General features: G+C 73.1%; 23 protein-coding genes and 1 pseudogene. 10 read left to right on the plus strand and 14 right to left on the minus strand.

Annotated features, from left to right (window positions below; genetic code table 11):
• Nucleotides 1-10: 10 nt before the first annotated feature.
• The 9 genes from AB0G01_RS28590 to AB0G01_RS28630 form a co-directional block, all read right to left on the minus strand.
• Nucleotides 11-646: a GntR family transcriptional regulator gene (locus AB0G01_RS28590; RefSeq protein WP_360951515.1), complete on the minus strand. Its 636-nt coding sequence runs from the start codon at nucleotides 644-646 to the stop codon at nucleotides 11-13.
• Nucleotides 639-1,445: a DUF4438 domain-containing protein gene (locus AB0G01_RS28595; RefSeq protein ID WP_360951518.1), complete on the minus strand. Its 807-nt coding sequence runs from the start codon at nucleotides 1,443-1,445 to the stop codon at nucleotides 639-641. The genes AB0G01_RS28590 and AB0G01_RS28595 overlap by 8 nt, the downstream gene beginning before the upstream one ends.
• Nucleotides 1,442-2,248: a DUF4438 domain-containing protein gene (locus AB0G01_RS28600; protein WP_360951521.1), complete on the minus strand. Its 807-nt coding sequence runs from the start codon at nucleotides 2,246-2,248 to the stop codon at nucleotides 1,442-1,444. Before AB0G01_RS28600 ends, AB0G01_RS28595 begins: the two co-directional genes overlap by 4 nt.
• A complete protein-coding gene (locus tag AB0G01_RS28605) occupies nucleotides 2,245-3,567 on the minus strand; it encodes a TldD/PmbA family protein (RefSeq protein ID WP_360951524.1) in 1,323 nt (440 codons plus the stop codon). The genes AB0G01_RS28600 and AB0G01_RS28605 overlap by 4 nt, the downstream gene beginning before the upstream one ends.
• Nucleotides 3,567-5,033, minus strand: coding sequence for a TldD/PmbA family protein (locus AB0G01_RS28610; protein WP_360951527.1), 1,467 nt, complete (start codon nucleotides 5,031-5,033; stop codon nucleotides 3,567-3,569). Before AB0G01_RS28610 ends, AB0G01_RS28605 begins: the two co-directional genes overlap by 1 nt.
• Complete coding sequence (locus AB0G01_RS28615; RefSeq protein WP_360951530.1) at nucleotides 5,030-6,151, minus strand: Gfo/Idh/MocA family oxidoreductase; 1,122 nt, start codon at nucleotides 6,149-6,151, stop codon at nucleotides 5,030-5,032. The genes AB0G01_RS28610 and AB0G01_RS28615 overlap by 4 nt, the downstream gene beginning before the upstream one ends.
• Nucleotides 6,152-6,307: 156 nt before the next feature.
• Nucleotides 6,308-6,733 (minus strand): hypothetical protein, encoded by a 426-nt coding sequence (locus AB0G01_RS28620; protein ID WP_360951533.1) that lies wholly within the window; start codon nucleotides 6,731-6,733, stop codon nucleotides 6,308-6,310.
• Nucleotides 6,734-7,055: 322 nt separating this feature from the next.
• The gene (locus AB0G01_RS28625; protein ID WP_360951536.1) at nucleotides 7,056-7,685 is read right to left on the minus strand and encodes a hypothetical protein; all 630 of its coding nucleotides are present in this window, start codon (nucleotides 7,683-7,685) and stop codon (nucleotides 7,056-7,058) included.
• A gap of 5 nt (nucleotides 7,686-7,690) precedes the next feature.
• Entirely contained in the window at nucleotides 7,691-8,068 is a 378-nt protein-coding gene (locus AB0G01_RS28630) for an ATP-binding protein (RefSeq protein ID WP_360951539.1), read from the minus strand.
• Between the two features lie 592 nt (nucleotides 8,069-8,660).
• On the opposite strand from AB0G01_RS28630, the gene AB0G01_RS28635 reads away from it, so the two are divergent.
• From AB0G01_RS28635 to AB0G01_RS28655, 5 genes are all read left to right on the plus strand, one after another.
• Nucleotides 8,661-9,344 (plus strand): response regulator transcription factor, encoded by a 684-nt coding sequence (locus tag AB0G01_RS28635; RefSeq protein WP_360951542.1) that lies wholly within the window; start codon nucleotides 8,661-8,663, stop codon nucleotides 9,342-9,344.
• Nucleotides 9,341-10,717 (plus strand): HAMP domain-containing sensor histidine kinase, encoded by a 1,377-nt coding sequence (locus AB0G01_RS28640; protein WP_360951545.1) that lies wholly within the window; start codon nucleotides 9,341-9,343, stop codon nucleotides 10,715-10,717. The genes AB0G01_RS28635 and AB0G01_RS28640 overlap by 4 nt, the downstream gene beginning before the upstream one ends.
• The gene (locus AB0G01_RS28645; protein ID WP_360951548.1) at nucleotides 10,714-10,935 is read left to right on the plus strand and encodes a hypothetical protein; all 222 of its coding nucleotides are present in this window, start codon (nucleotides 10,714-10,716) and stop codon (nucleotides 10,933-10,935) included. Before AB0G01_RS28640 ends, AB0G01_RS28645 begins: the two co-directional genes overlap by 4 nt.
• 82 nt (nucleotides 10,936-11,017) lie before the next feature.
• Nucleotides 11,018-11,242 (plus strand): hypothetical protein, encoded by a 225-nt coding sequence (locus AB0G01_RS28650; protein ID WP_360951551.1) that lies wholly within the window; start codon nucleotides 11,018-11,020, stop codon nucleotides 11,240-11,242.
• A gap of 20 nt (nucleotides 11,243-11,262) precedes the next feature.
• Nucleotides 11,263-11,706 (plus strand): SRPBCC family protein, encoded by a 444-nt coding sequence (locus tag AB0G01_RS28655; RefSeq protein ID WP_360951554.1) that lies wholly within the window; start codon nucleotides 11,263-11,265, stop codon nucleotides 11,704-11,706.
• A gap of 97 nt (nucleotides 11,707-11,803) precedes the next feature.
• On the opposite strand, the gene AB0G01_RS28660 is transcribed toward AB0G01_RS28655, so the two are convergent.
• Genes AB0G01_RS28660 through AB0G01_RS28670 form a run of 3 tightly spaced genes read right to left on the minus strand, consistent with a single transcriptional unit; the run spans nucleotide 11,804 to nucleotide 13,624 of the window.
• Nucleotides 11,804-12,478 (minus strand): DUF3618 domain-containing protein, encoded by a 675-nt coding sequence (locus tag AB0G01_RS28660; protein WP_360951557.1) that lies wholly within the window; start codon nucleotides 12,476-12,478, stop codon nucleotides 11,804-11,806.
• Nucleotides 12,454-12,885 (minus strand): phage holin family protein, encoded by a 432-nt coding sequence (locus tag AB0G01_RS28665; RefSeq protein WP_360951560.1) that lies wholly within the window; start codon nucleotides 12,883-12,885, stop codon nucleotides 12,454-12,456. The genes AB0G01_RS28660 and AB0G01_RS28665 overlap by 25 nt, the downstream gene beginning before the upstream one ends.
• Nucleotides 12,872-13,624, minus strand: a complete 753-nt coding sequence (locus AB0G01_RS28670; RefSeq protein WP_360951563.1) for a hypothetical protein — start codon at nucleotides 13,622-13,624, stop codon at nucleotides 12,872-12,874. Before AB0G01_RS28670 ends, AB0G01_RS28665 begins: the two co-directional genes overlap by 14 nt.
• 262 nt (nucleotides 13,625-13,886) lie before the next feature.
• Here AB0G01_RS28670 and AB0G01_RS28675 point away from each other — a divergent pair, with 262 nt between their 5' ends.
• A complete protein-coding gene (locus AB0G01_RS28675; protein ID WP_360951566.1) occupies nucleotides 13,887-14,402 on the plus strand; it encodes a DUF1360 domain-containing protein in 516 nt (171 codons plus the stop codon).
• A 66-nt stretch (nucleotides 14,403-14,468) separates the two neighbouring features.
• Nucleotides 14,469-14,624, plus strand: coding sequence for a hypothetical protein (locus tag AB0G01_RS28680; protein ID WP_360951569.1), 156 nt, complete (start codon nucleotides 14,469-14,471; stop codon nucleotides 14,622-14,624).
• A gap of 78 nt (nucleotides 14,625-14,702) precedes the next feature.
• Here the strand turns inward: AB0G01_RS28680 and AB0G01_RS28685 are convergent, their stop codons facing one another.
• Complete coding sequence (locus AB0G01_RS28685) at nucleotides 14,703-15,140, minus strand: hypothetical protein (RefSeq protein WP_360951572.1); 438 nt, start codon at nucleotides 15,138-15,140, stop codon at nucleotides 14,703-14,705.
• A 201-nt stretch (nucleotides 15,141-15,341) separates the two neighbouring features.
• Between AB0G01_RS28685 and AB0G01_RS28690 the strand changes: the two genes are divergently transcribed.
• The 3 genes from AB0G01_RS28690 (at nucleotide 15,342) to AB0G01_RS28700 (ending at nucleotide 18,261) form a co-directional block, all read left to right on the plus strand.
• Entirely contained in the window at nucleotides 15,342-15,815 is a 474-nt protein-coding gene (locus AB0G01_RS28690; RefSeq protein ID WP_360951575.1) for a DUF2243 domain-containing protein, read from the plus strand.
• Between the two features lie 67 nt (nucleotides 15,816-15,882).
• On the plus strand, nucleotides 15,883-16,836 hold the full coding sequence (locus AB0G01_RS28695) for a glycosyltransferase (protein ID WP_360951578.1): 954 nt from the start codon (nucleotides 15,883-15,885) through the stop codon (nucleotides 16,834-16,836).
• Between the two features lie 117 nt (nucleotides 16,837-16,953).
• Nucleotides 16,954-18,261: a glycoside hydrolase family 18 protein gene (locus tag AB0G01_RS28700; RefSeq protein WP_360951581.1), complete on the plus strand. Its 1,308-nt coding sequence runs from the start codon at nucleotides 16,954-16,956 to the stop codon at nucleotides 18,259-18,261.
• A gap of 147 nt (nucleotides 18,262-18,408) precedes the next feature.
• On the opposite strand, the pseudogene AB0G01_RS28705 reads toward AB0G01_RS28700, so the two are convergent.
• A pseudogene (locus AB0G01_RS28705) lies at nucleotides 18,409-18,727 on the minus strand (transposase); the annotation flags it as partial.
• Nucleotides 18,728-18,778 lie beyond the last annotated feature (51 nt).

Raw genomic sequence — 18,778 nt, forward strand, 5'->3', positions numbered from 1 at the left:
CGGGCCGGGGCTACAGCACGTAGTCCTCGCGCAGGTAGTGCCGGTACAGGGTGGTCGCGACGGTGGTCGGGTCACCGCCGGCCAGCGCGGCCACCAGGTCGCGGTGCAGGCCGGGCATGTCGGCCAGGTCGAGGTGCTGCTCCTCCAGCGACGACCGCATGACCGCGCCCATCTGGGCGTCCATGCCGGCGAACAGCTTCGCGAGGCGGGGTTTGCGCGCGGCGGCGACCAGGTGGCCGTGGAACGCCGTGTCGAGGTCGACCACCGCGGCGAGGTCACCGGCGCGGGCCGCGTGCTCCATCCGCTCGACCAGCTCGGTCAGGGGGTCGACGAGGTCGGCCGCGCCGTGCGCCAGCACCGCGCGCACCGCGCCCTCCTCCAGCACGTAGCGGGCGTAGCAGGCGTCCTGGATGTCGTCGTGGGACAGCCTCGTCACGACGCTGTGGCGGCGCGGGCTGATCTCGACCAGGCCCTCGCTCTCCAGCCTGGTCAGCGCGGTCCGGACGGTGGAGCGGCTGACGTCCAGCTCGGCGGCGATCGCCATCTCCACCAGCCGGGTTCCCGCCGGCAGTTCGTTGTTCAGGATCCGGGTGCGCAGCAGGCGGTGCACGCTGTCGGGCAGTGAGCGGTGTTCCAGGTCAGGCATCGGGGCATCCCAGCAGTTCCGGTGTCAGTCCCGCGTGGCCGGTCGGGTCCACGCGCACGGTGAAGGCGCTCGCCGGTCCGCACAGGACCGGCATCGCGCCGGGCCCGTGGCCGGGCAGCGGGCTGGACGCGTGGACCAGCACGGCCATGGTCAGCCACCCCTCCCGGTGCCCGGCGTTGTGCCGCACGTCGACGTCGTCGAGGCACAGCAGGTCACCCAGCCTCCAGTGTGCCGCGTCCGCCCGGTCGACCTGCACGTCGAGGTCCCACTGGTGCGCGGGACGGCCGAACCCGTTGCCCACCAGGTGCGAGGGCACGCGGGCGCGCACGGACCCCACGTCCAGGGCCGCGAGCACGCCGGGGTCGATGTTCAGCGCGGTGACGCCGCCCCGGGCGGCGGCTCCCTGGCCGTGCGCGCGGATCACCACCTGGTCGGCGGGCAGCATCCGGGCCAGCACCTCCTGCGGGAACACCGCGATCACCCGCCCCTCGCGCTTGCCCAGCACCCGGCCGGTCGCGCCGCGCGCGTCGCCGGTGCGCACGACGGCCTCGTTGCCCAGGCACGCGAACGCGGTCAGCGCGTGGCAGGCCGCCGGATCGGGGTGCACGAGGGTGACGCCGGGGGCCGCGTGGTCGCCGTCGACGTCGAACACGCCATCGCCCAGCCGCAGGCCCAGCACGACGCCGCCGGTCGCGGTCGGCACGTAGGGCGCGCCGTCGCGGTCGACCAGGTACGGCTCGGGGCCCAGCCGAGGGGTCTCCACCTCGCCGAGCAGGGTGGTCCGGACCAGGGCGCTCACCAGCCGACCCCGATGTTCGCGGTCGGGTCGTCGACGAGCTCGAACGCCTCGGCGGGGCCGGTGAACAGGGTGGTGGGGCCGGGTCCGTGGCCGAACAGCCGGCAGTCGCCGGTGCTGATCGCGCCGATCGCGACGTGCCCGGCGCGGTGACCGCGCCCGAAGCGGTGGTCCTGGTCGAGCAACGCCACCAGGTCGCCGATGCGCACGTCCGGCGCACCCATGAGGTCGGTGTTCGCGAACTCCGAGGCCATGCCCGTGCCCGCGCCGACGGCCGACGGCGCGACGCGGGCGGTGACGGACACCCGCAGCCGGCCGTCCGGGGCGGTGTCGACGGGCAGGTGCGGCAGCAGGTCGGGGTCGAGGTTCTTCACCACGACGTCGGGGTGGTCGAGCAGCCGCAACCCCTGGCCGCGCGCCCGGAGCGCCACCCGGTCGCCCGGTGCGACGTCGTCCGCGTCGGCGAGGTCGACCAGCACGTAGGCGTGCTGGCCGAGGACCCGCCCGGTCGGCCGCCGCCCGCCGAGCACGGTGACCTCGTTGCCCACGCACGCCAGGAATTGCAGGGCGTGGTCGGCCGCCGGGTCGGGGTGCCACACCGACAGGCCCGGTTCGAGGTGGTCGGCGGCGTGGCCGGTGGCCGGGTCGCCGACCCGCACGCCGAGGGTGACCCCGCCCATGCCGGGCAGCAGGAACGCCCGGCCCCCGCCGTCGACCCGGTAGCCGAACCGGTCGCCCCGCGGCGCGCAGACCTCGCCGGCCAGCACCTGGGTCACCAGCCGGTGGGCGTTGGTGCGCGGGGTCACCGGGGACCGAACCGGAAGCCGTGCGCGCGGATCGCCGGCGCGGTGACCGACCCGTTCCACACGTTCATGACCGGCTGGGCGCGGACCACGTCCCCGACGCCGTCCACGGTGGCCAGCAGGTCGAGCACGGACTGGGTGAACCGGGCTCCCCGCACGGGATCGGCCAACTCGCCGTCCATGATCCGGAAGCAGGCGTCCCGGCTGACGCCGGTGATCGTGCCCGTCCGCCGGTCGACCAGCCGCGTGTACCAGAACCGCTCGACGAACAGGCCGTTCGCCACGCCCGCGACGAGGTCCCGCTCCGCGCCGGGCCCCATCACGACGTTCGCCGCGACGGGCGAGGGCACGGCCTCGCGCGCCACGTGGGCGTGTCCGGTGCGGTCGGTGACCGGCCCGCCGACGAGCCCGGCGGTGATCAGCGGCACCACCGCCTTGGACGTGCCGAGCACGTCGAACGGGATGGGCAGCCCGAACGGGTGCGACGCGTCGTCGGCGACGGTGACCAGGTCGGAGGCCACCCGCCGGCCCGGCGTGGTGGCCGCGCCGACGCCCGCACCCGCCAACCCGCCGTCGAAGCCGAGCACCCCCAGGAAGCCGAGCAGCTCACCGGTGGCCTCGGGGCCGAGCACGACGGTGTAGGTGCCGTGGGGCAGCGGTTCCCGGCCACGGGTCCGCACAGCGCGGGCGACGGTGTCCGCCACGGTCTCCGCGTCCAGGCCCAGCGCGTCGCGCGACCGGTGCAGGTTGGCCCAGTGCGCCGAACCGTCCCGGTCGCCGACCGTGAGGCTGCCGGTGGCCTCGGTCGCCACCGCGTGGCGCAGCGCGCCGGTGCTGGACGCGACCGCGAGCTGGGTCACGGCCCGGCCGACCATGCCCGCCGCCGTGCTGCCCGCCCGGCGCGCCCGGGTCATCGCCTCGGCGGCGATCGCGATCCGCGCCGGGGCGTCGAACGCGGCGGTGTCGTCGTGCCACAGGAGGTGGTCGTCGGTGTCGTGGTGCCGGGGCGTCCAGGCCGAGCCGGGCGCGGCGGCCGTGCGGGCGAGGCCGCGCGCGAGCGCGGTGGCCCGGCGGACCGCGTCGGGCACCCGGTCGAGCGCGCTGGTCGCGGCCCGCGCGGCGTGCCCGTCCACGACGGCCCGCACGACCACCTGCTGCTCGGTGATGTCCTGCGGCTGGTGGACGCGGTCTCCCGCGAACCGGGTGTACTCCCCGGCACGGGCCAGCAGCGCGACGTCGACGTGGTCGGCCTCGGCGGTGCGGACGGCATCGGCGAGCAGCCCGGTCGCGCGGGCGGGGTCCACGGGGGCGGCGAAGTCCATCACGCCACCCCGATGCGGACGTCGCGCACGAGCGTGGACGGCGCGCCGTGGCTGAGGAAGCTCCACTGCTTGGGTTCGCCCTTGCCGCACGGGTAGCCGAAGACGCGCAGGTCGTCGGCCACCGCTTCGACCGAACCCCAGAACCTCGGCGTGATCCCGCCGTAGGAGAAGTTCTTCAGCAGCCGCCCCCTCTTCCCGCCGCGCACCTCGTAGGCCACCTCGGTGCCGAACTGGAAGTTGAGCCGCTGCTCGTCGATCGACCACGACCGGTTGTCCTCGGCGTAGTAGCCCTCGCCGAGGCGGTCGCACAGCTCGTCGAGCGTGCCCCGGCCGGGTTCGAGGTAGACGTGGGTGGCGAAGCAGACCGGCGTGCAGGCCCAGCCGTCCGAGCGCGCCGCCCCGGTGAGGGCCGCGCCGGTGCGGGCCGAGGAGTCCAGGGTGGACAGGGCGTGGCGCACGATCCCGCGGTCGACGAGGGTGTGGCGGCGGGCCGGCGTCCCCTCGTCGTCGAACGCGAAGCTGCCCCGGGTGCCGGGCACGGTCGGGTCGCTGGTGATGGTGACGGCGGGCGAGCCGTAGCGCAGCGAGCCGAGGTCGTGCACGCCGATGAACGAGGTGCCGGCGAAGTTGGCCTCGTCGCCGATAATCCGGTCGAGCTCCAGGGCGTGCCCGGCGGACTCGTGGATCTGCAACGACATCTGCTGGCCGCCCAGCACCACGTCGGCGGTGCCCGACGGGGCGACGGGGGCGGTGAGCAGGGCCACCGCCTCCTCCCCCACCCGGGCCGCGTTGGCCACCAGGTCGCGGCCGACGACGAACTCCCACCCGGCCGCGCCGGTGTCGCCGTGGAACGAGTTCGGGTAGCTGCGCCGCTGCACGTCGCCGTGGCCGGCGGCCGTCACCAGCACCAGCACGCCGGACTCCAGGAAGTGCTGGTGCTGGCGCGATCCCGCCGAGTTGCCGAAGTGCCGGTGCTGCCGCTTGGCGTTGACGCCCACCTGGGCGGAGACCACCTCGCGCGGTGCGGACGCCGCGTCCAGCGCCTCGGCCAGCAACGCCTGCCGGACGCTCTCCGCCGTGGCGAAGGGGTCGAGTTCCACGGCGGTCTCGTAGCGCCCGCTGCGGGCTTCGAGGTGCGGGAGGCGGACCGGCTCCGACGCGCCCCGCGCCGCCACGGCGAGCGCGTGCGCCCGCCGTGCGGCGGTGACGGCGTCGGCGCTCGCGGCGAGCGGCCGGGCGGCGAACCCCCACACGCCGTCGACCAGCACCCGGACCCCGATGCCGAGGGTGTGCTCGACGCGCTCGTCCACGTCCGCGCCCGACTGCCGGTAGACGCGCAGCTCCTCGGCCTCCACCAGCCGCACGTCGGCGTGCTCGGCGCGCCCGTCGACCGCGTCCAGCGCCACCTCCACCAGCGCGCGGGCGGTGGCGTCGTCGGCCAGGGCACCCCACCCGTGCGGGCTCACGCCGGGGCCCCGAGCGGGAGGTCCACCCACGCGCGGCGGCGGAACGACGCCTCGAACGCGTTGATCGTCTCCTGCACCAGCGCGCCCTGGGCGAAGTCGCCCTGGTTGGTGTCGTCGCCGCCGAGGACCTCGGTGGTGAAGTCGGCGCAGAGGTTGGCGTAGAACAACGAGTCCCAGTCCTCGGCGGACGACCCGCCCGGCGGGAAGAACTCCGCGGGTATCTCCCGTTCCACGAACTCGGGCTCGTCCTTGGTGGCCGTGCGGATGCTCTGGCAGCGGCCGGACTCCTGCGCCAGCCGCACGACCAGCGCGCCCGCCGAGCCGTAGAGCCGGGCCTCGATCCCCGGCAGGGTGCCGACCGTGACGTAGGAGGACTGGATGGAGGCGATCAGGTCGCTGTCGAACTCGCAGATCCACATGTCGCCGTCGTCGATGTTGAGCCGCTGGCTGCGGCCCGTGGCGCGGACCACGCGCTCGGGCACGAAGTTGCGCATCGTGCCGACCACGGAGGTCAGCCGCGCGCCGGACCACCAGTGCATGATGTCGATGATCGGCGCGCCGTAGCCCTCGATCGACGAGGTCGCGAGGACGGTCGGGTCCGCGTCGGGGTCCACCTGGCGCATCGGGGTGGCGGGGTCGATCCACTGGCTGTTCTGCTCGAAGCCGTTGAACACGTAGGGCGTGCCGATGAACCCGGCGTCGATCAGGCTCTTCGCGTAGCGGACGCCCGGCGCGTACCGGAACGTGAACCCGAGCTTGGTCTTGAGGCCCCGGGACCTGGCCACCTCGGCGAGTGCCCGGGTCTCCCGGTAGTCCCGGTGCACCGGCTTCTCGCACAGCACGTGCTTCCCGGCCTCGACGGCCGCGGCGGACACCTCGAAGTGCGCGGTGTTGGCCGTGACGACGTCGATCACGTCGATCGTCGGGTCGTCGAGCACCTCGCGGTAGTCCGCGCAGGTCCGCCGGATGCCGAACTGCCGCGCGGCCTCGCCCAGCACCCGGGGGTCGCTGTCGACCAGCGCGACCACCTCGACCCGCGGATCGCGCGCCCACCCGGGCAGGTGCGCCCGCTGAGCCCACCGGCCGGCTCCGACCACGGCTACTCGCACGTCTTCCACGTCGTGCTCCTCCCGCTGGGGAAGCACCGACCGTATGTCGACTGTCGATTGTCGACAATAGCGCCCGCTGTGACGCCGCTCACAGCGTTGCGCGTGTGGTGCGTGCCCGACGCACCTCGGCGGGAACGCTCGCGGCCGAGCGTTCCCGCTCGGGTGTTACGCCTGGGCGCAGGCGGCGAGCACGGCGATGGTCGCGCCGGCGGACGTGGCGTAGGCGGCGGCACTGGCCGCTGCGGCGGTGGCGGCAGCAGCACCGAACGCGGCCAGGTTCGCCGCGGCGGCGTTGATCGAGGCGGCCGTACCGGACGTCACGCCTTCCTCGAACGCCTTGGCGGCGGCAGCCGCAGCGGCGGAATCGGTGACCTTGGCAGCGGCGGCGGTGGCCGAGTTGGCGCTGTCGACGGCGGCAGCGATGGCCGTCGTGCACCCGGCCGGGGGCACGACCGCCGGTGCCGGACGGGCGACCGCCGGGCTCGCGACCACGTGGCCCGGCCCCGGCGCGGCGGCCCCGGCCGGCACCACGACCAGCGCGGCGACGGCACCGACCGCGAACAGCGCTGCGGCGAAATGGCGGATGACCATGAGAGGACTCCTGTCACGAAGAAAACGATCGCCGACAATCCCGAAAAGCGGAAGGATCAGGGGCAAAGTCGATCAGACCGGACCGGCTCACCCGCCGAGTATGCGCCCGAAATCCTGCGGAATACCGTGCGCCACCTGGTCGTGTAGACAATGGGAGATTATTTCGAGGCCACTTCGACAATTGCCGCCAGAGCGCGCCCGCAAAACCCGGAGAGCATTTCCGGCGAAAACCGCCCACGATCGCGCCCGGCGGACCGGCCCGGGGAACCACGAGGTGTCCACTGTGGACCACCGAGGGATTCCCGCGCCGACCGGCGACCGGTCATCCCGCGTACGGGCACGCCGGGACGTCGGGGGCCGTCCGGATGCGGACCGGGGCGTCGACCCGCACCGTGCCCGCGTCCCGGAACTCGAACACCAGCGGGACCGTCCACTCCCGGCCGCTCCGCGCGGTGAAGCCCGTGAGCGCGAGGTGGTAGGCGAGGCGTTCCCCGCTCTGGCCGGGAACCGCACCGGCGACCACGGGCAGCCGGTCCACCGCCTCGACCACGCCGTCGCACTCGCGGTCCCAGCGCAGTTCGACCGCGCGCGCGTGGTCGCTGCGGACCGCGACCAGGTCGTCCTCCGCGCCGAACTCGCCGAACACCGCCAGCCTGCCCACGGCGTCGCCACCGAGCCGGCGCACCGCGTCTCCACCGAGCCGGCGCACCGCGTCGCCACCGAGCCGGCGCACCGCGCCCGCCGACAGCTCGACCGCCACACCGCGCAGCAGCATCAGCCCGGCGCGGGCGCTCGCCCCCGAGGTCCCGGCACCCGCCGGGCGGACCGCGACGCCGTAGGAGGTTGCGACGATCATCACGCAGAGTCCCGCCGTCAGGAGGCCGGTGCCGAGCCGGCCCGCGCCACGCGCGGGGACCCGGTCCGGTCGCGGCGGGTCGTCAGACGTCCGCACGGCGGTCACCAGTCGTCGAACCGCAAGTGCGCCCACACCACCGTGTGGTCGGCATCGGATTCCACACCCCACCCCAGGGTCAGCGCCTCGACCAGGACCAGGCCCGCGCGCGGCAGCCACGGGCCGGGCGGCGCGGTCGGGCGGTCGCAGACGATGACCACGAGGGTCGACCAGGCGTCGTCCCACACGAGTTGCAGGACGTAGGGCGGTTCGCCGTACCGGCGCGCGTTGTCGACGAGTTCGTCCACCACCACACCGACCCGCACGACCTCGTGGTCCGACCACCCGTCGAGCTGCTCGGCCAGCCACGCCACCACCTCGTCCGCCGCCGGCGAGTCGGGCTCGCGCATCACCAGCACGACGGTGTTGTCGCCGGTGGCCACCGCGGACCTCCCTTTCGTCCGAACCGGGGGAACCGGGGCAGCACGGCGTTCCGCCGGGTTCGAGCGGATCATCGGGACAGCCACCGCAGCATCCCACCCCGCTCGCCGGTGAACCTGAAGAACACCTTGCGGTTTTCGGCGACCACACCCGCCGACCACACCCGCCGACCGCGTCCGGCCGGCGGCTCACGCGACGCAGAGGGAGCAACTGTGCGGGCCCACTCGGCGGTCGCGTCCCCGCCACCCCACGCCGAGCGCGCGCACCCACAGGGCCTCCCAGGCTCTCGGTTGGTGCTCGCAGCGGAACGCCCGGCCGCAGTTGTCACAGATCAGCAGGAGCGTGTTCGGGTCGTGGTCACCGGGAATGGCGGTCACAGCGGGGCGCATCGACTTTCGTGACGGAGCGGGGTGGCCGACGTGCGTCGGCAGCGCCTGGGTCGGCGCACGGGTCGTACGCCCGGGGAGCCTGGGGCGCGCGGGTCCACTGTGGCGGAAAACCACGCGGATCGACCTTGCGATCGGCTTGCGATCGCGTCGGGGCAGGGCAAGGTGGTGGAAAACGTCTCCGGCCGCGGGTGAGGATCGTCACGAGATGGACTACTCGGTACTTCTCGTCGAGGACGACGAGCACATCAGGCAGGCGCTCGGGCTGGCGCTGGGCGACGAGGGGTTCGCCGTTTCGGACGCGGTCTCCGGGGAGGACGCGTTGCGCGTGCTCGACCACGGGTCCTTCGACGTGGTGCTGCTGGACCTCATGCTGCCCGGCGTGGACGGGCTGGAGGTGTGCCGGACCCTGCGGGCGCGCGGAGACCTGCCGATCATCATCGTGACCGCCCGCACCGACACCGCCGACGTGATCGCCGGGCTGGAGGCGGGCGCGGACGACTACGTGACCAAACCGCTGGTGGCGGGTGAGCTGGCGGCGCGCATCCGGGCGCTGCTGCGGCGGCGCGGCGGCGGGCGGCAGGACGAGGTGCTGCGGTTCGGCGACGTGGAGGTCCGCCCGGACGTGGGCACCGTGCAGCGCGCGGGGGTCGAGGTGCACCTGACCCGCACCGAATTCCGGCTGCTGGTGGAACTGGTGACGGCGGCGGGTCGGATCGTCACGCGCGAACAGCTCCTGCAACGGGTGTGGGGCTACGACTACTTCGGGGACACGCGGTTGTTGGACGTGCACATCCGCCGGTTGCGCCGCAAGGTCGAACCCGACCCGGACGACCCGACGCTGGTGCTCACCGTCCGGGGCGCGGGGTACCGGATCGACCCGGACCGATGACCCGCGCGCGGGTGCCCCGCCTGTCCATGCGCTGGCGGGTCGCCGCCGCCCTGGGCATGGTCTCGCTGCTGGTCACCAGCACGCTCGCGGTCGGGGTGTGGAACCTCGCGTCGGGCTACATGCTGCGGCAGCGCGAGCAGAGCGCCATCCGCCAGGCGGAGGTCAACGCCCGCCTGGTCGACCGGTCGCTGCGCAACGGCTCCGAGGGGCTCACCGAGCTGCTGACCGGTCTGACCACCGGCCCGGACTCCACCATCCTGCTGTACCGGCCCGGCGAGGTCCTGACCAGCGGCCGGCAGATCAACACCGACGTCGTGCCGCGCCGGCTGATCGAGCTGGGCAGGCAGCACACCCCGGCGGCGCAGCGGCTCGTGGTGGACGGCGTCCCCGTGCTCGCCGTCACCCTGCCGATCCCGTCGGCCAACGGCGCGTACGTGGAGCTCGCCCCGCTCGCGCAGCTCGACCGCACGTTCCGGTTCCTGAGCGCGCTGCTCGTGGCGGGCACGATCATCGCCAGCCTGCTCGGCGTCGCGCTCGGGTCGTGGGCGAGCCGGCGGGCGCTGCGACCGCTGATCGAGTTGACGCGCGCCGCGTCCCGGATCGCGGGCGGCGACCTGCGCGCCCGGCTCCCGGCGCAGACCGACCCGGACCTGACGCCGCTGGCCGTGACGTTCAACTCCACCGCCGAGGCGCTGGAGCAGCGGGCGATCAAGGACGCGCGCTTCGCGGGCGACGTCAGCCACGAGCTGCGGTCGCCGCTGACCACCATGGTCAACGCGGCGGCGGTGCTGCGGCGGCGGCGCGCGGAGGTGCCGGGGACGGCGGGCAAGGCGCTGGAGCTGCTGACCTCCGAGGTGGACCGGTTCGCCCGGATGGTGGTCGACCTGCTGGAGATCTCCCGCTCCGACCAGCGGCCCGAAGACCTGGCGCTGGAACCGATCGACGTCGCGGCCCTGGTGCGCAACGTCGTCGCCGCGCGGCCCCACCGCCCGTTCGAACTGGACGCGGACCTGTCCGAGGTGCACGTGCTGGGCGAGCGGCGTCGGCTGGACCGGGTGGTGGTCAACCTCCTCGACAACGCCGAACGCCACGCGGGCGGCGCGGTGCGGGTCGCGGTGCTGCACCGTGCCGGCGTGGTCCGGCTGGAGGTCGACGACGCCGGGCCGGGCGTGCCCGAGGAGTTGCGGGAACGGATCTTCGACCGGTTCGACCGGGGGATGCGCGCCGGCAGCCGGGGTGGGGACACCGGCAGCGGCCTCGGTCTGTCCCTGGTCGTCCAGCACGTCCAGCGCCACCACGGTTCGGTGTGGACCGAACCCCGGCCCGGTGGCGGGGCGCGGTTCGTCGTGGAGATCCCGGAGGCGGACGGGTGAGGGCGATCGTGGTCGCGGTGCTGGCGGCCGTGCTCACCGGGTGCGGGGTCACGGCGCAGGACGAACCCGTCCCGCTGGTCACCTCGTCGGTGAGCACGGCCGCCACGCCCACGTTGACCCAGCGCCCCGACCCGTCGTCGTCCGGTTCCACGACCACGACTGCCACGACCGGCACGGCCACGACGCCGCCCACCGTCGTCCCGACCGACGGGGGCTGAACGATCGTCAGCCACTCGTCAGGTCCGCTACCTGGCGTTTCACCGATGATGGACGGATTCCGCAGAAAAAGCTGGGGGGAACATGCGCCCTGAGGACTTCACCGGGGACCTGCTCTGCACAGAGGTCGCCGTCCGCCTCGCCGCCGAGTTCGGCGGCACGTTGTCGCGCAAGGTCGTGACCACGACCGTGCTGCACGCCCGCCTCGACCTCCACGGCCAAGTCGTGCCCGAGGCCCTCGGCGAGATGCTGCACCGCCTGGCGCACCACCGGCTCGGCTGCCTGCGCGCATCGGCGAGGGTCACGTGACCGGTGCGGAGGTGGCGACCGTGACCCGGACCGTGCCCGCCGGCGCGGACGCCGTCTTCGACGTGGTGACCGACCTGGAGCACCTGTCGTCGTGGCTGCCCCCCGGGGTGGAGGTGGAGCGGTACGGGCCGAACCTGGTCCGGCTGTGGACCGACCTGGACGAGGGGGTCGAGCGGGTGGTCCTGATCGACTGGGAAGACCTGCGGGTCGAGTGGGGCGGCGAGCTGACGCCCGCCTACTCCGGGCGGCTGCGGGTGCTGCGCGTCGCCGTGGACCGCAGCGCCGTCACCGTCGACCTCACCGGCCCGGCCGGGATGCCCCGCCACCGCGTGGAGCGGTGGGCCGAACAGGCGCTGGACGGCCTGGCCACGACGGTCCGGGTGGAACCTCGCGCCGTGCCCTGGTTTCCGCCCCGGTCGTCGGACGACGACCGGCACCGCACGTGGTCGACGGCGGCACCGTAGGCGGACCGACCGCAGCCGCCGCACCGTCCACAACGGTCTTCGCGAGCCACGGCACCGGTGCGGGGACGAGCCGTGGCCCGTCCCCGCACCGGTGACATCAGCCGCGTGCGTCGCGAGCGATCGTCTGGCCCGACCCGCGAGCGTGGTCGGCCACGTCGGAGGACGCGCCCTTGGCGTGCTCGGCGGTGGCCTGGGCAGCCTCGCCCGCCGTCTGCTTGACCTCCTGGACGGCCCCCTGCACGGACTCCCCGACCTCGTCCTTGAGCCGTTGACCGGACTCGGCGACGGCTTCCTTGACCGGCTCCAGGTACTCCGCGGCCCGATCGCCGACCTCGCGCACCGCGTCCTGCTCGACGCGGGTCGCGGGCAGCAGCGACGCGGCGAGCAGCCCCGCCCCGAAGGCGACCAGGCCGGCGGCGAGCGGGTTGCCCTGGGCCTGGCGCATCGCCTGTTCGGGGGCCTCGCGCACCGCCCGCGTCGCCTGGTCGGCCGTGTCCGACACGGCCTCGGCCGCGCTGTGCGCCTTGTCCTGCACGGCCTGCAACGCGCCGTTCGCGGGCTGCTGCCCGCCGGCGGGGGCGCGGTACGTCGGCTGCTGCACGGTGCCCATCACCTTCTCCCTGATGGCGGTCAGTCCTCGGCGCACGTTCTCGGTGCGCCGCTGGGCGATGCGCTTCGGGCTCGTGCGGTCCACGATCCGGTTCGTGTCGGCCACGAGTTCCGCGCGGGTCTGGTCGATCTCCCGCCTTATTTCGTCGGGTGACGTGCCCATTCCACGTCCTCCTTCAGGGTGTCGATGGTGCGTTCCGGCTTGGGGGAAACGGACTTGAGCCGGGAGCGGCCCGCGCTGAACAGCGCCGCGCCCGCGATGCCCCAGAGGACGGCGACGATCAGCGTCGCCCACCCCAGGCCCACCAGGTGGGCCAAGCCGAACGCCAGGGCGAAGCTGAGCAGGACCGCCGTCATGTACCCGGCGAACCCCGCCGCTCCGAGCATCCCGGCGGCCTTGCCGGCCTTGGTCGCCTCCTCGCGGATCTCGGCCTTGGCCAGTTCCAGCTCCTGCCGCATCAACCGCGACAGGTCGGTGGCGAGCTCGCCGACCAGGTCACCGAGCGACGACGCGTCCTGCTCGGCCGGCGGCACCGCCGCGCGCGGGAAGCCCGGGTCAGGGCTGGACATGCGCGGCACCCCCACCCGGCGTCCCGTGTCGCGGGGCCTGGGGCGCGTGGGGGCCGTCGGTCGGGTAACCGACGGGCGGCACCACGGCACCGGGCGCTCCGGGCACCGCACCGACCGGCGGCGGTGGCGCGTCGTACGCCGGCGGCTCGGGCACGACGGCCGGCCGCGCGCTCTGGGTGCCCGGTTCGGCGTGCCGTGGCGCGTCCGGCCGTCCGCCCTGGTCCTGCCGCGCGTCCGAAGAGCTGTTCGCGCTCTTCACCACGCGTCCGACCAGGAACCCCGCGACGACGGCACCGATCAGGAAGGCACCGGGCTTGCGCCGGGCGAAGTCCTGGGTGGTCTCCAGGAGGCCGCTCGCGCCGCGCTCGTCGAGGAACCGCGCGGCCTGCCGGCCGGTGTCCGCGACCTGGCGCAGCGCGTTGCCCGCCGGCGAGTCGTCGGAGGAGTGCTCGGCCATCGAGGACAGCTCGTCGGCGATCTTGCCGATCCCCTGGGACACGCGTCGTGCCTGCTCGTCGGCCTCGCGGGCCACGCGCTCGCGCACGTCCCCGACGACCTGGCCGACCTGGTGCTTCGTCTCCCGGGCGACGTGCCTGGTCTGCTCCTTCGCGGTGGAAGCGACGTCCGCCGCCGCGTCCTTCGCGTGGTGGGCGACGGCGCTGCCCTCCTGTGACGCTGTGGAAGCGACCGTTCCCACCGTGCTGTCCGACCCAGCGGACTGGCTTCGGAAGTCAGTCACCGCTGCTCCCTCCGTAGTTGTTCTCGCTCTCGGTGGGCGATGTACCCGGACAGGACCGAAGAACACCTCGCTCGGCCCATAACGCCACAATTGGTTGAGTCAGGCGTGAGCGGGCACCCCGGGCGGTCAGGCCGACAACCCCTCACCGACGCGAATAGTCCCCACGTCCGGCGGGCGGGCGTCGTGTCCCCCGTCCGCGAACCAGATCGCCGGCGGACTCGTGTTTGGAGCCGGGCCAGCAGGTTACTCACAGCGCATGTCGATGGCAGGAGTTCTCGCCCGCATCAAATCGGACTACTCGCAGGGCGAGCCTCGACCGCTGGGCGGCTACCTCCGCGCGATGAGCGCGTACGCCGGACTCGTCGGGGCGGCGGTGGCGGTGGGCACGACGCGGGGTGCCCGGGTGCCGGAGCGGTTCTCGTGGAACGACACGTTCCTGGTGTCGGTGGCCGCGCACAAAGCGGGCAGGCTGCTGAACAAGAGCGCGGTGGCCAGCCCGTTGCGGGCACCGTTCACCCGGTTCGAGGGGTCCGCCGGCGAGGGCGAGGTGGCCGAATCCGTGCCGTCCTCGGGAAACCACCAACACGCCGTCGGCGAGCTGCTGACCTGCCCCTTCTGCTCCGGTGTCTGGTTGGCCACGGCCTTCACCGCCGGACTCGTGCTGGCACCCCGGGCAACCCGCCTGGTCGCTACCACCCTGGCGGTCGTCGCGGGATCGGATTTCCTGCACCTGGCGTACGACGCCGCGAAGAACGCCGGGCGGGATTCCGGCGGGTGATCCCCGCGCGGCCGGGAAACTCCCCGTGACCGACCCCTTCACCGCACGACGAACGGAGGCGAGCACATGAGCGGCCGAGACGACGGACCCGATCCGGAAGGCGTCGACGATCCCGAGGAGTTCGCCGAAGAGGTGGGCATCGACCCCACTCCTCAAGAGGTCGATCAGTACCTCGAACTGGCGGAGGACACCCCGCCGGTCGCGGGCGAGCCGAAAACCTGAAGCGCGGTCACGACTGACAGCGGACGACTGCGCACACCGCCGAGAGCGGGGCCCGGACGGTGGGTCCGGGCCCCGCGCTCAGTTCTCGTCCACGGCGTCCGGTGTGCGCATCGCCTCCGCCACCGAACCGCCCGGCTCGTCCGCGAGCTGCCCGCGTTCAGCGGCCTCGCGGTGGACCTCCTCGTCGTAGGCGTCCGGAGCATCGAGGCTGACCACGTCGTCGCGGGACAGGTCCCCCGCACCGGGTTCCCCGGCGGCGACGGGCCGGACATCGGGTTGCTCTTCCGCCAACCGGTCGTCCAGCGGACGCGGGTGGGCCTGCTCGTACGCCGTCATGCCGTACTTGTCGGCCGCCGTCCACCGCTCGGGCGGGTCCATCCCGGCTTCCAGCGGGTCGAGCTTGAGGCGGTCCTCGTCCAGGTCCTCCGCGCTGCTCAACGCGGCCGGATCGGTCTCGACGGGGTCCGGTGACCCGGTGTCGTGCGGCGGGTCCGGGGTCTCGAAGTCGCTCGTCAAGGTTCCTCCTCAGCAGGGCCGTCCGGGGGCACCGAGCCCCCGACCGCCACGGCAGGTGTTGCCCCGGACGGAGGACCCCAAACAAGGGCCCGCCGACAGGAACCAGCCGGGTGACATCCGGGTTCCGCCGCGCACGGGAGGTAGTCACCCCTCGATCGGCGTCATCGGTTTGGGCACCTCGACCAGGGTTACCACTGCCTCATGAGACTGCCCACGGCGGCGTTGGTGCTCGGACTCGGTGTCGGCGGGTTCATCGACGGCATCGTCATCCACCAGATCCTCGGCTGGCACCACATGCTCTCCGGCTGGTACCCGCCGACCGACGAGCACAACTTGCACGTCAACATGGTGGGCGATGGCCTGTTCCACCTGCTGTGCCTGCTGCTGGTGATCGCGGGCATCGTGCTGCTCAACCGCGCTCCCCGGTTGACCGGGCGGCGGCTGTGGGGCGGCATGGCGGCGGGATGGGGGACGTTCAACCTGGTGGAGGGCCTGGTCAACCACCTGGTGCTGGGCGTGCACCACGTCCGGCACGGACCGCACGAGCTCCACTACGACCTGGCCTTCCTGCTCCTGGGTGTCGCGTTGCTGGTCGGCGGCGCACTCCTCGCCCGCTCCGGCGATCACCGGTCCGACCACCTCAGGCGCGCCGGCGACGTCGACTCCGAGGGATGAATCACGGCGCGGTGGGCATCCCTGCGCTGTGACACCAGAGATGAGCGTCGGGACAGAGGTGTCCTGCGTGGTTCCGCTGCGCTGGAGTGACGATCGTGATCTCGACGAGTTCACCGGCTACCTGCGGTGGCTCGCGAGCCGATGCGAGGTGGTCGTCGCGGACGGTTCGCCGGCAGCCCTGTTCGAACGTCACGCACAGGAGTGGTCGGGGTGGCTCACCCACCTCCGGGTGACGCCGACACCCGGTCCCCACAACGGGAAGGTGGCCGGGGTGTGCGCGGGAATCCACGCCGCCGCGCACGAGAAGGTGATCATCGCCGACGACGACGTGCGCTACGACGACACCGCGCTGCGGCGCGTCGGCGAGGTGCTCGACGGTGCGGATCTCGTGGTGCCGCAGAACTACTTCAGCGCTTGGCCGTGGCACGCCCGGTGGGACACCGCGCGGACCTTGCTGAACCGGGCGTTCTCCGGCGACTACCCGGGCACGTACGGAATCCGGCGCGCGGTGTTCCTGGGGATGGGCGGCTACCGCGACGACGTGCTGTTCGAAAACCTGGAGTTGATGCGCACCGTGCGGGTCGCGGGCGGTCGGGTGGCGAACGTCCCGGACCTGTTCGTCCGCCGCAATCCCCCGACGGCCCGCCACTTCCGGTCGCAGCGCGTGCGCCAGGCCTACGACAGCCTGGCCCAGCCGGCGCGGTACTGCGTCGAGCTCCTCGTGCTGCCCACCGTGGGCTGGGCGGTCCTGCGGCACCGGACCGCCCGGGTGACGGGGGTGCTCGCCGTGGCCGGGATCGCGCTGGCCGAGTGGGGCCGACGTCGGCAGCGCGGGACCAGCGTCTACCCCGCCACCACCGCCGCGTTCGCCCCGTTGTGGATCGCAGAGCGCGGGGTGTGCGCGTGGATCGCCCTCGTCCGGCGTCTCCTGCTCGGCGGGGTGCGCTACCACGGCGGACGCCTGCCCACGGCCGCGCACTCCACGCGCTGGCTGGCCAGGCACCGGGCGTCCCGAGGGTGACGAGCGGCGTGCCCGCCCGGTCACGTTGGGCCATCCGGACGTAGCTGTGGTCTAGACCTCGATCTAGCGTGGTCTATACCAGTCGTCGCAGCTGTCAGTACGAGGAGAAGCATGTCGATGAAGAGGTGGAGTGCCGCCTTCGTGGCCGGTGCCCTGTCGATCGGGTTGACGGCCGTCGCGTCCCCGGCCCAGGCCCACGACCACGACCACCACCAGCGCAGCTCCGTGCGCACCGTCGGGTACTACACCCAGTGGAGCGCCGCCGACCGCAACATCCCGCTCCGCTACGTGGTCGAGAACGGCACCGCGGCCAAGCTCACCCACCTCAACTACGCCTTCGGACTGCTCGACGAGCAGGGGAGCTGCATCAGCTCCGACCCGGTGGCCGACTACCAGAAGCGGTTCCCGGCCGACCAGGCCGTCAACGGCAAGGCCGACAAGCCCGGCCAGGCGCTGGCGGGCAACCTCAACCAGATCAAGCAGCTCAAGCAGAAGTTCCCCAAGCTGCGCGTCTACATCTCCCTTGGCGGCTGGATCGGCTCGACGTACTTCTCCAACGCCGCGCTCACCCCGCAGTCGCGCGCGGCGCACGTGAAGTCCTGCATCGACCTGTGGCTCAAGGGCAACCTGCCGGGAGCGCCCGCCGGCGCGGGCAAGGGCGTCTTCGACGGCATCGACCTGGACTGGGAGTGGCCGTCCACCGAGGGCAACGTCGGCAACATCGTGCGCCCCGAGGACAAGCAGAACTTCACCGAGCTCCTGCGCGAGTACCGCAAGCAGCTTTCCAAGCAGGGTTCCCGGGACCGCCGGACCTACGACCTCACCGCGTTCCTGCCCGCCAACCGCGAGGCGATGGACCGGGGCTACGAGCTCGCCGAGGTCTACAAGCTGCTGACCTTCGCCACCGTGCAGGGCTACGACTACCACGGCGCGTGGGAGAAGACCAGCAACCAGCAGTCGGCCCTCCGCGTGCCCGAAGGCGACCCGACCACGCCCAAGGACAGCGGTGAGATCGTCGTCGACGCGCACATCCAGCGCGGTGCGCCACGCGACAAGATCACCCTCGGCGTGCCCTTCTTCGGTCGCGGCTGGACCGGCGTCACCAACCAGAACAACGGGCTGTTCCAGCAGTCCACCGGCCCCGCCCCGGCCACCTACGAAGCGGGCTTCGACGACTACCGCACGCTCAAGTCCCTGCTGGCCGGCGGGAAGTACAAGCTCTACCGCGACGACAAGGCCGGCCACGCCTGGCTGTTCGACGGCACCACGTTCTGGACCTACGACGACCCGACCGAGCTCAAGCGGAAGGGCCAGTTCATCCGTGACCGCAAGCTCGGCGGCGCGATGATCTGGTCGCTCGACGGCGACACCTCACGAGGTGAGCTGATCAAGGGCCTGCACGCCGGGTTGCACCCCCGGCGCTGAGCGGGACCTGATTCCGTGGGGCGGGTCGGCGACGACCCGCCCCACGGGCATGTCCGGCCCCGGACGATCCCCTGACGTTCCGGAGCCGGTCTCACGTGGTTGTTTTGGCGAGTTGTGTGAAGCAGATCAGTATTGCGGCGAGGGTGGCGAGCCGGGTTCACCCCGGCCGACCGGGCTCGGCCCGGTCAGGGAGCCCCCTTTTTCGCCCGCACCGACGCACTGTCCAGAATCGCCCGCGACCAGTCCACCACGCCCTGGGCCCGAGCCGGTCGAGCACCGCCTGGTGCGGCCTTCGCCACAGGGCGGCCTCGGTCCACTGCGTGAACCGGCGGTGCGCGGTGGGCGCGGACACCCCGAACGACGGCGGCAGGTCCCGCCACCGACACCCGCTGGTCAGCACGGACACGATCGCCGTGAACACCGCACGATCATCCACCGGAGCCGTCCCACCACCCTGCGGACGCACCGCGAACCGATCAACCACAACACAACAGCATGACAGCATCACCACCACGTG

This window comes from Actinosynnema sp. NPDC023587, assembly GCF_040640215.1.
Lineage (GTDB): Bacteria > Actinomycetota > Actinomycetes > Mycobacteriales > Pseudonocardiaceae > Actinosynnema.

Bases quoted from the DNA above. Each gene is read 5' to 3' on its own strand.
- AB0G01_RS28605 (WP_360951524.1), bottom strand. From the start codon at position 3,567: ATGGACTTCGCCGCCCCCGTGGACCCCGCCCGCGCGACCGGGCTGCTC.
- AB0G01_RS28620 (WP_360951533.1), bottom strand. From the start codon at position 6,733: ATGGTCATCCGCCATTTCGCCGCAGCGCTGTTCGCGGTCGGTGCCGTC.
- AB0G01_RS28590 (WP_360951515.1), bottom strand. From the start codon at position 646: ATGCCTGACCTGGAACACCGCTCACTGCCCGACAGCGTGCACCGCCTG.
- AB0G01_RS28675 (WP_360951566.1), top strand. From the start codon at position 13,887: ATGGCAGGAGTTCTCGCCCGCATCAAATCGGACTACTCGCAGGGCGAG.
- AB0G01_RS28640 (WP_360951545.1), top strand. From the start codon at position 9,341: ATGACCCGCGCGCGGGTGCCCCGCCTGTCCATGCGCTGGCGGGTCGCC.
- AB0G01_RS28690 (WP_360951575.1), top strand. From the start codon at position 15,342: ATGAGACTGCCCACGGCGGCGTTGGTGCTCGGACTCGGTGTCGGCGGG.
- AB0G01_RS28635 (WP_360951542.1), top strand. From the start codon at position 8,661: ATGGACTACTCGGTACTTCTCGTCGAGGACGACGAGCACATCAGGCAG.
- AB0G01_RS28660 (WP_360951557.1), bottom strand. From the start codon at position 12,478: ATGGGCACGTCACCCGACGAAATAAGGCGGGAGATCGACCAGACCCGC.
- AB0G01_RS28650 (WP_360951551.1), top strand. From the start codon at position 11,018: ATGCGCCCTGAGGACTTCACCGGGGACCTGCTCTGCACAGAGGTCGCC.
- AB0G01_RS28665 (WP_360951560.1), bottom strand. From the start codon at position 12,885: ATGTCCAGCCCTGACCCGGGCTTCCCGCGCGCGGCGGTGCCGCCGGCC.
- AB0G01_RS28680 (WP_360951569.1), top strand. From the start codon at position 14,469: ATGAGCGGCCGAGACGACGGACCCGATCCGGAAGGCGTCGACGATCCC.
- AB0G01_RS28700 (WP_360951581.1), top strand. From the start codon at position 16,954: ATGAAGAGGTGGAGTGCCGCCTTCGTGGCCGGTGCCCTGTCGATCGGG.